The following is a 13,235-nucleotide window of genomic DNA, read 5'->3' on the forward strand; positions in this document are numbered from 1 at the left end:
GGACGTGGGCGGGCGGCCGGGTACGGGCCCGGGCAGCGGGAAGTGGGGCTTCATCGGCGGTCGGCGCGGTGGAACTGGGCGCCGCCGCCCGCTATTGCCCGGAGAAGATAGCCATGACGGCCAGTCTACCGGGCCGCGCGAAACGCCCCTGGGCACTACCGCCCCGGGGTACCCGCCGGGGTCCGGCTACTGCTGCGCGGCCGCCTGGTCGCTCGCCGACGCCGCGGGGGCGGGCGGGGCCGGCGGGACGGTCGCCGTCGGACTCGCCGACGGGTCGGTGCAGCCGCTCTGCGGGCGGACCGCGGCGAACGGGGCGTCCGGGCTGGAGCAGGCCGTCTCGGGGGCCGCGGCCTTGGTGTCGAAGACCTTGGGCGGCACGATCGGGCCGTCGGTGATCTCCACCAGGCTGCGGTCCAGCACCTTCACGGTCGCGGCCGGGCCGGTGATCATCGACCACCCGTTGCTGTCCAGCCGGTAGCCGGTGATGCCCCCGGAGACGGCCACCCCGCTGCTGTTGGTGCAGGCGCGCGGGATGAGCACGGCGTAGTCGGTGTGGACGGTGCGCAGCGGGTCGTAGAGGCAGCCGTTGGAGGGGCGGTCGTTGTAGCGCAGGTCACCGTCGGCGTCCCGCAGGCCCATCGTCAGGTTCGGCGTCACCACGGCCAGCCAGGGGGAGCCGTCCCGCTGGACGGTGTGCAGCGCGGCCGCGGCCCGCTGTACGGCGGTGTTCTTGCGCTGGGCGTCGGTCCGCTTGTCCGCGCCCGGCTCGCCGCCGGCGCGCAGGTAGTCCGCGAGGCCCGGCACGGCGCGGTGCCAGCGCACCTCGTGGTCGCCCGGGCGCACCGAGGTGACCAGGCCGTCGTCCCAGACCACGATCGCGTTGTCCCCGGCCATCGCCAGGTAGAGCGCCTCGGCGCCCTCGCGGCGGTACGTCCAGGCCCGCTCACCGGTCTGCTTGTGGTACGCCTCCAGGCCGGGGCCGACCACCTTGAGGTCCAGGTCGGCCGAGCTGACCGACTGGGAGTTCACCGGGGTCGCGTCCGCGTCGGCGGGCCCGGCCACCCGGTCGCCGAACGGCACCGGCTTGTTCGCGTGCGCCGCCGCCCCGGCCGCAAGGACCAGCATCACCGCCAGGGCAGGCAGGAACGAGCGGGGGGTGAGGACACGCGGCGGCTTCCAGGACACGGCCGGAGCGTACCTTTCACCGGGCGCGCCAGTCAGCCGGAATCGTCTCCCGGCCGTCCCGCCCGCCGCACGCCCGATCGTGCGCGCCCGTCCCGTACGCCCGCCCGCCCACCTGCGCCGTCGGCCGCCGGCCGGCCGGCCGGACCGGCCGCAACGGACTCCGTGAGCCCCGCCGGACCGTTACAGAGCTGATACACGCGGCCGGGCCGGTGGGAGCTTGCGGCAGACGGCGTTCGAATATCGCCCACTTTAGGGTGACATTCGGCTTTCCCGTCCGTCGCCGGGCCTACTGTCGGCGAGCACGGCGCCACCGTCCGTCGACGTGGTCACCGCCCGCTCCGCCCCCGCCCCGCGACGTCCGGAGGACAGACCATGCGCATCGGCCGCCTGACGCTGGCCGCCGCCACTCTGCTGCTGATGGCCACGGCCAGCGTCCCGGCCGGGACGCCGCTCAGCCGGACCGAGCGGCACGCCCTCTCCTCGGACGCCTTCGAGCCGCGCGGGGCGGCCGCCCGCCCGCCGGTCCAGCGGCCCGAGCACGAGCCGCCGTTCGGCGCCTTCGTCGGCTCCTGGGACAACTACATCCCGCAGATCGGCAAATACTCCCAGTGGCTCGGCAACGCGAACCTCCAGGTCGGCCACACCTATCTGGCGGGCAACGACTGGGCGGACATCGAGGGCGAGCCGGCGGTGCTCGGCATGTGGTCGCAGTGGCGGCTGGCCGACCCGTCCCGGCTGCTGGTGCTCGGCGTGCCGATGCTGGTGCCCAACGAGGCGCACGTGCCGGACGGCGAGGTCGCCCGGCTGATCGGCCAGGGCGCGCGCGGGGACTTCGACAGCCACTTCCTCCGGCTCGCCCGCCGGCTGGTGGCGCTCGGCGGCGCGGACACCGTGATCACCCTCGGCTGGGAGATGAACGGCATCACCTACACCCACCGCTGCAAGCCCGACCCCTCCGCCTGGAAGGCGTACTGGCGGCGGATCGTCGGGGTGATGCGCTCGGTCCCCGGGCAGCGGTTCCGCTTCGACTACGCCCCCAACCGTGGCCTGGACGCCATCCCGTGGACCAAGTGCTACCCCGGCGACGACGTGGTCGACATCATCGGCATGGACAGCTACGACCAGCCCGCCGGCAGCACCTTCGACGACTACGTGCGCGAGCCGTACGGCCTGCAGGACCAGGTGGAGTTCGCGGCCAGGCGCGGCAAGCCGGTCTCGTACCCGGAGTGGGGGCTGTTCCGCAACGGCGACAACCCCCAGTTCGTCCGGCGCATGGTCGACTGGATGCGCACCCACGACACCGCCTACCAGACCGTCACCGACTACTGCCCGCACGGCTTCTTCCAGTGCCGCAGCAACCCGCGCTCGACCGCGGTGTTCAAGCAGCTGATGAACGGTTCGCCGGGGGCGCCGCTCGCGCTGCCGTCGGCGCCACCGGCCCCGGTCGTGCCGGTGGCGCCGAGCGCCCCCACCCCGCCGGCCCCGCCCACCGCGCCCGCTACGCCGACCGTGCCGGGCCGGCCCACCCTGCCGGGGGCGACCGCGAGCCCCTCCGCCGCCGCGTCGCCGAGCCCGTCCCCGAGCCCGTCCCCGAGCCGGACGCCCTCGCGGCGCTGAACGGCGGTCAGGCCCGGCGACGGGCCAGCAGCGCCTCCTTGAGCCGGGGGAAGCGGGTGCGCAGCTGGTGCGCCGCCGCCTGCCGGGCGCGCACCGCGCCGGCCCGGGCGGCGGCCGCCGGGGCCATCCCGGCCGGGCCCAGCAGCAGGCGCTGGTTGGGCAGCCGGTCCGGCCGCCAGCGCTGCTTGTACGGTTCCTGGCCGCGCAGCAGTCCGAGCACCGGGATGCCCGCGCCGACCGTCTCGTCCAGGGCCGCGCCGAACAGCAGCCCGGCGATGTCCAGCCGCTCGCGCAGCCGCGGGTGGGCGCCGTACAGGTACAGGCCGCCGAAGGAGGGGCAGAGCAGCAGCAGGTTGACCGCGACCAACTCGCCGTCCAGGTGGAACCGGTGGACGGCCGCCCGGCCGGTGGCGACCAGGCCGACGGTGGACTCGGTCAGGTGCCGGGCGAAGCGCTCGGTCCGGTGCTCGGCGGTGACACCGCGCTCCTGCCACTGCTCGAAGTGCAGCCGCAGCAGTCCCTCCAGGGCGGCGGGCACCTCGTCCACCGGCGTGGAGCTGACCCGCACCCCGGCCTCGGCGATCTTGCGCAGCTTCACCCGGCTGCGCTGGGCGGTCTTGCCGGGCACCCGCTTGAGCAGCCGCTCCATCGGAACGGCCGGGAGGTACTGGCACAGCGAGTCCTCGTGGCGGCGGCGGGAGCCGCGCCAGTGCTCGTACACCCGCTGGACCGCCGCCTCGGGGTGCACCTCGCGCAGTTCCAGCCAGTGCCAGGGGCGGGTGAGCGGGAGGGCGGCGGCGAACTCGGCGGCGGCCCGGTCGGCGCAGTCGTCGTCGAGCAGGACGTCGCCGTAGTCGACCAGCCCGCCGCCGAGGCCGGTGAGACCGCCGAACGGGCCGCCGCGCCGCATGAAGGCGCCGGCGCCGACCAGCCGGCCGTCCCGGCGGACCAGCACCACCACCAGCGCGCCGGGGCGGCCGTAGTGGCGCCACCAGGAGCGCTGCCAGGCGGCGGCCTGGAAGAAGGTGGCGGTGCGGCAGCGGGTCGTCAGGTCGTCCCACTCCTCGGCGACGGTGTCGAGGGCGTCGTCCTCGCGGCGCAGCTCGGTGGTCCAGACCGGCGCGGCCGAGCGGGCCGGCAGGCCGACGGCGCGGGCCTCGGTGCTCATCGCCCGCTCCCGGCGGCGGTCTTCGCCTCGGCCGGGGGCTCGGTCTCCGCCTCGGGCTTGCCGCCGGGGCCGGTGCCGGCCTTCGCCGTGGCCTTCGCGGCGGGCTTGGCGGCGGTCTTGGCGGCGGGCTTCGGTTCGGTTCCGGCGGCTTCCTTGGTCTCGGTCCTCGGCCGGGTCCGGCCGGTCTGCGCCGCGCTGCGCGGGCGGGGTGCGGCCGGGGCCGGGGCGGCCTCAGCCGGGGCCGGGGCGGCCTCTGCCGGGGTGGCCGCGGCCGGCTCCGGAACCGCAGGTGCCGCGGGCGCCGACGGGGCCTCGGGAGCTGCCGGAGCACCGGCCTCGGCCTCGGCCTCGGCGCCGGCCGCACCGCCGCGCCGACGGGTCATCAGCGCCAGCGAGCCGAGCAGCAGCCCCGCCGCGGCGCCGACCGCGACGTCCAGCTTGGCGGAGGGCGTGGTCGGCCTGTCCGGCTCGGCGGCCGGGGCCAGCGTCACCAGCCGCACGTTGGTGTCCCTGCTGCTGGTGTTGGCGAAAGCGACCAGCGAGCGGGCCACCGCGTCGGCGGTCCGGGCCGCCTCCTGGGCGCGCGGGCCGGTGCCGGTGATCTCGATCATCGGAGCGTCCGGGGAGGTCGTCCCGGACACCAGGGACTCCAGCTCCGCCCGGGTGCGGCCGGTCTCGGCGGCCGCGGCCGCGAGCACCTGGGGCTGGCCCGCGAGCCGCCCGTAGGCCTGGGCGAAGTTGGTCGCGGTCCCCGACTCCCCCTGGTTCTGCGGCACCACGAGGACGTAGGCACTGGCCGAGTACGAGGGGGGCGAGACGACGGCGTACCCGGCGCCGGCCGCGGCGCCCAGCGGCACCGCGAGCGCCACCGGCCACCAGCGGCGGACCAGGTGGCGGGCGCTTCGGCGCGGTGTGGTCATGGGTGTGACTCCTTGGGTCTGGGGCAGCGGTACCGGCGGCGGGCGGTCAGACGCGGGCCAGTCGGTCGTAGAGGGCGCCCAGGTCGGCGGCGACCCGGGCGATGTCGTAGTGGCCGACGGCCGGCGGGTGCGGCAGCGGGTCGGCGATGTGGCCGCTCAGCTGCCGCAGGTCGCGCAGCGCGGCGGCGTACGCGGCGGGTTCGGAGGGGATGCGGCGGGCCTGCGGGGCGGCGCTGGGCGGCAGTTCGTCCAGTGCCGGACAGGCGCTGTGCCGCACCGGGAGCCCGGCCGCGAGGCCCTCCAGGACGCCGAGGCCGAAGGTCTCCGCGGTGGAGGGGGCGGCCAGCACGTCCATGGCGGCCAGCAGATCGGGCACGTCGTCGCGCTCCCCGGTGAGCACCAGCCGCTCCCGGACGCCGAGTTCGCCGGCCAGGCGCTCCAGCTCAACCCGCTCGGGACCCTCGCCGACCAGCACCAGGCGGGTGGCCGGGTCGAGGTCGACGAGCGCGGCCAGCAGCACCTCGAAGCGCTTGCCGGGGACCAGGCGGCCGACCCCGCCGACCACCCAACTGCCCTCCGGCAGACCGAGTTCGGCCCGGATCCGGGCGCGGGCGGCGGACCGCTCGGCGGGCGGGCGGCGGTAGCCGGCGGTGTCGATGCCGTTGGGGATCAGCTCGATCCGGGTCGGCGGGACGCCCCAGGAGCGCAGTGTCTGGGCGACCTGCCGGGAGACCGCGACAGTGGTGCTGCCGAGCCGCTCGGCGGCCAGGTAGAGCCCCTTGACTCCCCGGGTGACCGGCCGGCCCTCGATCACCCCGGCGTGCAGCGAGTGCTCGGTGGAGACCACCGCCCGTACCCCGGCCAGCCGCGCGGCCAGCCGGCCGTACAGCTGGGCGCGGTAGAGGTGGGTGTGCACCAGGTCGTAGCGGCCGGCCCGGACCAGCCGGACCAACCGGGGCAGGGCGCCGAGGTCCCGGTTGCCGCGCATGCCGAGGTGGTGGACGGTCACCCCGTCCGCGCGCAGCGCGTCGGCGACCGCGCCGGGGTTGGTCAGGGTGAGCACCTCGCAGCGCTGGTGCGACGGCAAGTGGCGTAGCAACAGGTGGAGTTGGCGCTCGGCGCCGCCCGAGGCGAGCCCGGTGACGATGTGCAGCACTCTCACGACCGGCGCTCCGTGCCCGCCCGCTCGGCGCGGATCCGACGGCGGCGCCTCAGTTCGGTGACGGCGTCCCGCAACCGGTGCCGGCCCTTCTTGGCGCGCAGCCGCCAGGCGCCGTCGCGGTCGCCGACGTAGCAGCGGGGCAGGGCGAAGCGGCCGGTGAGCGGGGAGTGGGCGATGGCGCAGGCGTAGTCGTACCCGGCGTCGCGCACGGCCAGGGCGGCGGGCGCGTCGACGGCGCCGTACGGGTAGCAAAAGCCGGTGACCGGGCCGCCGACCACCTCCTCCAGCAGCAGCCGGCTCTCCCTGGTCTGCATCGCGAGGACGTCGGCGGGCAGGCCGGGCAGCGCCCGGTGGCCGAGGCCGTGCGAGCCGATCTCCCAGCCCGCGGCGGCGAGTTCAGTGACCTCCTCGACGGTGAGCAGCTTCTTGCGCGGGCCCTCGGTGTCCCAGCCGTTGTCCTGGCCGAGGAGGTCGGCGACCACGTACGCGGTGGCGGTGAAGCCGTACGCCTGCAGGATCGGCACGGCGTAGCGGGCGAAGTCCGCGTAGCCGTCGTCGAAGGTGAGGCCGACCAGCTTGTCGTCCCGCCCGTGGGCCCGGGCCCGCATCAGCTCCCGGACCGAGACCCCGCGCCGCCCTCGTCTGTGCAGCCAGGCGATCTGCTCGGCGAACCGCTCGGGGCTGACGGTGAGTTGGTACGGATCCTCCTTCTCGACCGCCACCGAGTGGTACATCAGGATCCACGGCGAGGAGGAGCCGGGGCGGGCGGGTTCGCCGACCGGGCGGCGGCTCCTGGGCAGTCGCGCCCGGTCGGACGGGGCGTCGGTGACGCCCGCCCGGGCCGAACGGAGGGTTCCCCGTTCATTGTCCATGGGGAAACTTCCCTTCATCGGCGACGATTGGCGGGTCCAGCGCCTCTCCGGCGGATCTCGTCGGATCGGCGACTGACGACAGCGCGGCGAGCTGCGCGCTCGCACTTCGCGGGCCCGGCGAGATCCGCCGGAGGGGCCCCCGCCCCATGACCCGGGCGGCGGCGAGGACGGGGTCGCGCACCTCGCGCGCCCCGAGTCCGGTACCGAGGGCGGCGAAGGCCAGCACCACGGTGAGGCCCCCGACGACGGTCGAGCACAGCGGACCGGTGGCCAGGCCCGCGGCGGCGGCCCCCAGTGCGGTGGCCCCGGCGGCGGTGCCGGCCAGCCGGGCGTGGCCGCCGAGCACCCGGCGCAGCCGCAGCGGGATGCCGCGCAGCACCAGGCCGCGCAGCAGCAGCGCCGCGGTGGCGGTGATCCCGGCGGCATTGCCGGCGGCCAGGCCGAGGGCGCCGAAGCGGGGCGTGGCGAGCAGGCCGACGGTGACGGTCACGGCGAGGCCCAGCAGCATCGCGGCGAGCGGGTACCAGTCCAGCAGCCGGCGACCGCCGTCCTCGGCGCGCGGGTCCCCGGCGCGGCGGACCACCGGGCGCAGCGAGAAGTACGGGCGGATCATCACGCCGGTCAGCGCCTGGGCGGGCAGGCCGAAGCTGTACACCCGGATGACGGCCGCGGTGGCGGCGGTGTCGTGGGGGCCGAAGGCGCCGCGCTGGAACAGCAGCGAGACCACCGAGGGGGCGCAGGCCATCAGGAAGGCGGTGCCGAGCAGGACGACCGCGGCGGCCTGGCCGAGGTCCTTCTCGACGCGGTCGCGGGCGGCCGTGAGGTCCCCCGCCGCGAGCGCCCGGGCGACCAGCGGAAAGGTGACGGTGCAGATCAGGATGCCGGCGGTCATGGCGAGTTGGGACACCTTGGCCGCGTAGTTGAGGTGCGAGATGGTGCCGGCCGGCAGCGCCGACCCGAGGTAGCGCTCGACGAAGACCTGGGACTGGCGGGTCAGTGTGAACGCGGCCACCGGCAGCAGGGCCAGCGGCATCAGCACGAGGGTGTTGCGGCCGCGCCGGCCGCGGCCGGTGCCGCCCTGGCCGGCCCGCAGGCGGCGCAGGAACGGGCCGACCAGCAGACCGGCCATCAGCAGACTGCCGAGCGCCACGCCCAGCGCGGCGGAGCGCACGCCGAGCAGGCCGTGGAAGCCGAACAGCAGGGCCAGGATGCCGAGGTTGTAGGCGACGTAGATGGCGGCCGGGGCGGTGAAGCCGTGGTGGGCGCGCAGCGCGGCGGCCAGGTAGCCGGCCACCCCGAAGGGCAGCACGGTGATCGCGGTGATCCGGGTGCAGACGACGGCCAGGCCCGGGTCGGGCAGGCCCGGGGCCAGCAGTTCGACCAGCTGGGGGGCGCCCAGGGCGGCGACCAGGGCCAGCCCGCTGAGCGCCAGCAGCAGCCAGGGCAGGGTGGCGCGGACCAGGTGGCGGACCGGGTCGGGGGCGTCCGGGTCCTCCTCGCGCAGCACCAGGGCGAGGGCGAAGGCGGGCACCATGAGGAAGGACATGGCGTCCTCGATCAGCAGCGGCGCCGCCGTCTCGGGAACGGTCCAGGCGACCAGAAAGGCGTCGGTGCCCTGGCTGGCGCCGAAGTACCGGGCCAGCAGCAGGTCGCGCAGCAGCCCGAGGCCGGAGCCGGCCGCGCTGAGCACGGCGGTGACCCCGAAGGCCTTGGCGAGGAAGCCGCCCCGGGGAGCCCGGTCGGCCCCGGGGGCGGGGGCCTCGACGGGGGCGCTGCGGGGGGCGGGGAGGGTGGAGGCGAGGGTGGCGGGCCGGTCCGTGTTCACAGTGCCCTCGCCCGCTCGTCGCTCCGGGCGGGCTCGGGGCCGGGCGCCTCCTGGAAGGCCGCGCGGGCCGCCAGGCCGAGGACGACGGAGGTCAGCACGGTGGTGGTGCCGCCGATGTCGGCGTAGAGGAAGTCGACCAGCACCCAGGTGAGCAGGGCGAGGGCGGCGAGGACCGTGCCGCGGCGGTGGCGGAGGCAGCCGAGCAGCAGGGCGAGGAAGAGCGCGGCGTAGGCGGTGATGCCGATCAGGCCCTGCTCGCTGAGCACCAGGAAGTACATGTTGTGCGGGGAGAGCAGCGGTTCGCGCTGGAAGCCGATGGTGGAGTCGGCGGCGTCGCTGCCGGAGGACAGCCGCAGCGGGGCGTGGCTGTCGCGCAGTCGGGGGAAGGCCTTGGGCCCGGCGCCGTGGACGGGGTGGTCCTGCCAGATCCGCCCGGCGGTGGTCCACAGGTCGTAGCGGTCGGAGACGGACTGGTCGGGCGCGGCGGAGACCGAGCCGATCGAGCTGAGCCGGTCGGTGACGCCGGAGGCACCGAGCCCGAAGCCGCCGATCAGGACGACGGCGGCTGCCAGGCCCAGCACGGCGCCGCGGACCAGCAGCCGGGCGTCGGCGCGCAGCAGCAGTACGGTGGCGGCGACGCCGGTGGCGATCCAGCTGCCGCGGCTGAAGGAGACGGCGAGCGGGAGGGCGAGGAAGGCCGCCGCCGCGAACATCGCCCGACGGAGCCGGGCGTTGCCCCCCTTCCCGCGTTCGCCGAGGGCCAGGGCGAGGGCGGCCAGCAGTCCGTAGCTGACCACGGTGGACATCGCCATGATGTCCAGCGCACCGAAGGTGCCGACGGCGCGGATCGGCTGGCCGGTGTAGGAGGCTCCGGTGCGGGTGAGGTACTGGTTCGCGCCGACCACGCCCTGGATCAGGGCGGCGAGCACGAAGGAGCCGAGGACCAGCCGCTGGTCGGTGCGGTCGCGCAGCGAGCAGAGCACGGCGAGGGGCACCAGGACGAACACCTGGGTGAGCCGGACGAAGCCGGTGAGGCTGGTGGCCGGGTCGATCGATCCGGCGGTGCCGACGGCGGCGGCGACCACGACGCCGCCGAACAGCAGGCCGGCGGTGCGGCTGATCGCGGGCAGCCGCCCGCGCAGCAGGTTGAGCGCGGTGAGCGCGACCAGGGCGAGCGAGGCGACGTCGGCGGCGGTGACGTGGACGGCCGCGGTGACGTCCTTCTCGCCCGCGGGCACGCAGACCAGCAGGACGGTCGCCGCGGCGAGCAGGCTCGGCCGGTCCGCGAGCGCGGGCAGCGCCCGCCGCAAGGCGGTTGACCGCCCGCTCGTCCCCGCGGCGGGACCGGCCGGAAGGGTCAGGTCCACGCCGGGTCAGCTCCCGTCCGGGTGGAGCATCATGGCCGCGGTGCGGCACAGGATCTTGACGTCCTGCCAGAGGCTCCAGCTCTCGATGTAGCGGTTGTCGAAGCGGGCCCGGTCCTCGATCGAGGTGTCCCCGCGCAGGCCGTTGACCTGGGCGAGGCCGGTGAGGCCGACCGGGACGCGGTGGCGGTCGGCGTACTCGGGGTAGGCCTGGCTGAACCGCATGACGAAGTACGGGCGTTCGGGGCGCGGGCCGACCAGGCTCATGTCGCCGCGCAGGACGTTCCACAGCTGCGGCAGCTCGTCCAGCGAGCTCTTGCGCAGCAGGCGGCCGACGGCGCCCATCCGCTGATCCTGGGCGATGTTCCAGCGGGTCGCCGACTCGTGCTCGTTGCTGGGGCGCAGGGTGCGGAACTTCAGGAGGGTGAAGACCCGCCCGTCCAGGCCGGTGCGCTGCTGGCGGAAGAGCACGCCGGGGCCGGTGTCGAAGCGGACGGCGAGGGCGCACAGCGCGAGGACCGGGGCGAGCAGCAGCAGGCCGAGCCCGGCGGCGGTGACGTCCAGGGCGCGCTTGACGGCCCAGCCGGGGCGGCGCATGGCCGGGCTGCCGAGCCGCAGGCAGGGGAAGCCCCACAGGTGGTCGGCGCCGGCGATCGGGGTGGTGGGCAGCGAGCCGTGCTCGCGCAGCGCGGGCACCAGCCAGACCTGGCAGCCGAGCCGGACGGCGTCGCGCAGGGTGGCGGCGGTCTCGGCCTCGTCGGCGGCTCCGGCGGTGGCGATCACGTGGTGGATCCGGTGCCGGCGGACCTCGCGCTCCAGCACCTCGCGGCCGCCGAGGACGGGCAGGTCGGTGTCGCCGGCCAGCAGCGGCGGGTCGGCGTCCAGGAAGCCGACCGGGCGCATGCCGTACTCGCCGTGGTCGCGCAGGGCGGCGGCGACCGTGCGGCCGAGCTGCCCGGCGCCGAGCACCAGGACGGGGCTGGGGCGGCCGCGGCGGATCCGCCGGACCAGGTGGTAGAGGAAGCCGCGGCCGACGGAGGCGATCAGCAGCTGGGCGCCGAGCAGGACGGTGAGGCGGGCCGGGGTGGCCGGGCCGCAGTCGGGCCAGCGGCCCTCCAGGCAGCCGGCCAGGGTGACGGCGAAGGCGGTGGCGACCACGGCCCGGACGGCCAGGGCGGGCAGTTCGTCCAGGACGGACAGGGTGAGCCGGGTGCGGTAGAGGCCGCCGGCCAGGTTGAGCAGCAGGAGCAGGGGCAGGACGGCGGTGGCGCCGAGCAGCGGGGCGAGCGGGACGGGCGGGTCAATCGCCCGGTTGGCGATGCCGGTGCCGGTGCACAGCGCGATCGCGTCGACCTGGACCATCGCGAGCGGCAGGGCGAGCCGGGAGCGGACCGCCCTGCGGTGCCGACGGGGCGACGGCACGGCCCGGGTGTACGCCGGTCCGGTCGGCCGGTCGAGCAGCCCCGTGGCGGGCAGACGAGGGCCGGACAGGGGCCCGCCGGATCGCGGCACACTCTCGTGGTCAATGGTCATCAGCGCACGAACTCCCCTGCTGTGTGCCCGGGGTGACGACCCCCCGGCACCGATGGGCGAGGAGCGGCCGTCCCGGCCCGGTGGGCGCGGTCCTGACAGCACCTGCCATCGCTGGCGGCTCTCGGTGGGACCGCGAACGGGCCGATCGCGGAACTGCCGGTCACCTTGGAAGCGGCCGCGAAGGGCCCGGACGCGAATTTCCGGGATGACATAGAAACGAAGCAGGCAAAATCCGACAATACCGAACCCGTACAGGGGGGCCGGAAGTTGACTTGCCGTTTCATTCCAGCCGCCCATTAATAGGTATGTCGGATTGAACGCCTCGCCCATATCCGGTTGAGGGTGCGAATACTCCGGCGCCGGAACGGCGGGGATTCACGGCATGTGAAACGATCAGATCCGCTCTGGGACACGGGGCCGGCGCCGTCCGGCCGCCGGCCCGGCACCCAGCAGATCGCGGTACAGGTCGTCCACCTGTTCGACCACGGTACGGACGTCATGGCGGCCGACCACGTGGTCACGCAGCCGGGCACCGCGTCGCTCGCACTCGATCGGATCGGACAGCGCTTCGGCCATCCGGGTGGCGAGCGCCTCCGCATCCTCCGGCGGCACCACCGACTGCGCCCGCTCGGCCTGCGGCAGGCACTCCCGGGCACCCGGCACGTCGGTCAGCAGCACCGGACGGGCGGCCGCCATCGCCTCCAGCGGCGCCAGCGCCATGCCCTCCCAGCGCGAGGGCAGCACCACCAGGTCGGCCGCCGCCAGCCACGGGCGCGGATCCGGCACGTCCCCGACCAGCCGGACCCGGCACGGCTCGGCCGACTCCCGGACCGCCTCCGCCACCCGCTGCTCCTCCGGCCCGCCGCCGACCAGCGCCAGCCTGGCCCGCGGGACCCGGCGCAGCACCTCCGGCCAGGCGGCCAGCAGCACGTCCTGGCCCTTCTGCCGGCACAGCCGCCCGACGCAGACCGCCAGCGGGGCGTCCAGGTCCAGCCCGAGCGCGATCCGGGCGGCCCGGCGGTCGGCCGGCGCGTAGTGGCGGACGTCGACGCCGTTGGGCACCACCGCCCAGTCGGCGTGCACCCCGACGGCCACCCCGTCCGCCCGCTCCTGCACGCTGACGCACAGCAGCCGGTGCGCCCAGCGGGTCGCGAAGCGCTCCCAGCGCAGGGTGGCGGCGGCCATCGGGCCCTCCACGGCGGCGAAGGACCAGGCGTGCGGCTGGAAGACGGTCGGCACCGCGCCGCGCACGGCCAGCCGGCCGGCCAGGCCGGCCTTGGCACTGTGCAGGTGGACGACGTCGGGCGCGGCGGCCCGGACGATCCGGCGCAGCCGCCAGGTCTCGGCGGCGGTGGCCGGGCCGGGCGAGCGGTCGGCGGACCAGTCTCGGACCAGCGCGCCCACCGCGGCGGCCTCCTCGGCCAGCCGCCCGCCGCGCGGGCAGGCGACCAGCACCCGGTGCCCGGCCTCGCGCTGCCCCCGGACCAGGTCGACGACGACGCGGGCGACTCCGCCGTCCACCGGCTGCGAAATGTGAAGGATCGTCATATGCACGGCGGCGAGCCTAGGGTGGCTCTCCCACGCCGCGG

10 protein-coding genes are annotated in these 13,235 nt (G+C 76.0%); 1 reads left to right on the forward strand and 9 read right to left on the reverse strand.

The genetic code is table 11. The annotated features are described in order from the left end of the window. Positions 1 to 186 precede the first annotated feature (186 nt). The gene (locus ACZ6Z8_RS30765) at positions 187 to 1,185 is read right to left on the reverse strand and encodes a hypothetical protein (RefSeq protein WP_465613312.1); all 999 of its coding nucleotides are present in this window, start codon (positions 1,183 to 1,185) and stop codon (positions 187 to 189) included. 372 nt (positions 1,186 to 1,557) lie between these two features. Here ACZ6Z8_RS30765 and ACZ6Z8_RS30770 point away from each other — a divergent pair, with 372 nt between their 5' ends. Next, the gene (locus ACZ6Z8_RS30770) at positions 1,558 to 2,802 is read left to right on the forward strand and encodes a glycoside hydrolase family 26 protein (RefSeq protein WP_465613313.1); all 1,245 of its coding nucleotides are present in this window, start codon (positions 1,558 to 1,560) and stop codon (positions 2,800 to 2,802) included. A 7-nt stretch (positions 2,803 to 2,809) separates the two neighbouring features. On the opposite strand, the gene ACZ6Z8_RS30775 is transcribed toward ACZ6Z8_RS30770, so the two are convergent. The 8 genes from ACZ6Z8_RS30775 to ACZ6Z8_RS30810 form a co-directional block, all read right to left on the reverse strand. Further along, a complete protein-coding gene (locus ACZ6Z8_RS30775; RefSeq protein WP_465613314.1) occupies positions 2,810 to 3,970 on the reverse strand; it encodes a GNAT family N-acetyltransferase in 1,161 nt (386 codons plus the stop codon). Further along, complete coding sequence (locus tag ACZ6Z8_RS30780) at positions 3,967 to 4,890, reverse strand: Wzz/FepE/Etk N-terminal domain-containing protein (RefSeq protein ID WP_465613315.1); 924 nt, start codon at positions 4,888 to 4,890, stop codon at positions 3,967 to 3,969. Before ACZ6Z8_RS30780 ends, ACZ6Z8_RS30775 begins: the two co-directional genes overlap by 4 nt. A 46-nt stretch (positions 4,891 to 4,936) precedes the next feature. After that, positions 4,937 to 6,052, reverse strand: a complete 1,116-nt coding sequence (locus ACZ6Z8_RS30785) for a glycosyltransferase (RefSeq protein ID WP_465613316.1) — start codon at positions 6,050 to 6,052, stop codon at positions 4,937 to 4,939. Then, on the reverse strand, positions 6,049 to 6,924 hold the full coding sequence (locus tag ACZ6Z8_RS30790) for a polysaccharide deacetylase family protein (RefSeq protein ID WP_465613317.1): 876 nt from the start codon (positions 6,922 to 6,924) through the stop codon (positions 6,049 to 6,051). The genes ACZ6Z8_RS30785 and ACZ6Z8_RS30790 overlap by 4 nt, the downstream gene beginning before the upstream one ends. Further along, positions 6,914 to 8,749, reverse strand: coding sequence for a lipid II flippase MurJ (locus ACZ6Z8_RS30795; protein ID WP_465613318.1), 1,836 nt, complete (start codon positions 8,747 to 8,749; stop codon positions 6,914 to 6,916). The genes ACZ6Z8_RS30790 and ACZ6Z8_RS30795 overlap by 11 nt, the downstream gene beginning before the upstream one ends. After that, complete coding sequence (locus ACZ6Z8_RS30800) at positions 8,746 to 10,116, reverse strand: O-antigen ligase family protein (RefSeq protein WP_465613319.1); 1,371 nt, start codon at positions 10,114 to 10,116, stop codon at positions 8,746 to 8,748. The genes ACZ6Z8_RS30795 and ACZ6Z8_RS30800 overlap by 4 nt, the downstream gene beginning before the upstream one ends. Positions 10,117 to 10,122: 6 nt before the next feature. Then, positions 10,123 to 11,535 carry a sugar transferase gene (locus ACZ6Z8_RS30805; protein WP_465613320.1) on the reverse strand — a complete coding sequence of 471 codons (1,413 nt, stop codon included), beginning with the start codon at positions 11,533 to 11,535 and terminating at the stop codon, positions 10,123 to 10,125. A gap of 504 nt (positions 11,536 to 12,039) precedes the next feature. Then, positions 12,040 to 13,194, reverse strand: coding sequence for a glycosyltransferase (locus ACZ6Z8_RS30810; RefSeq protein WP_465613321.1), 1,155 nt, complete (start codon positions 13,192 to 13,194; stop codon positions 12,040 to 12,042). Positions 13,195 to 13,235 lie beyond the last annotated feature (41 nt).

It is taken from the genome of Kitasatospora sp. NPDC101108 (assembly GCF_055584725.1).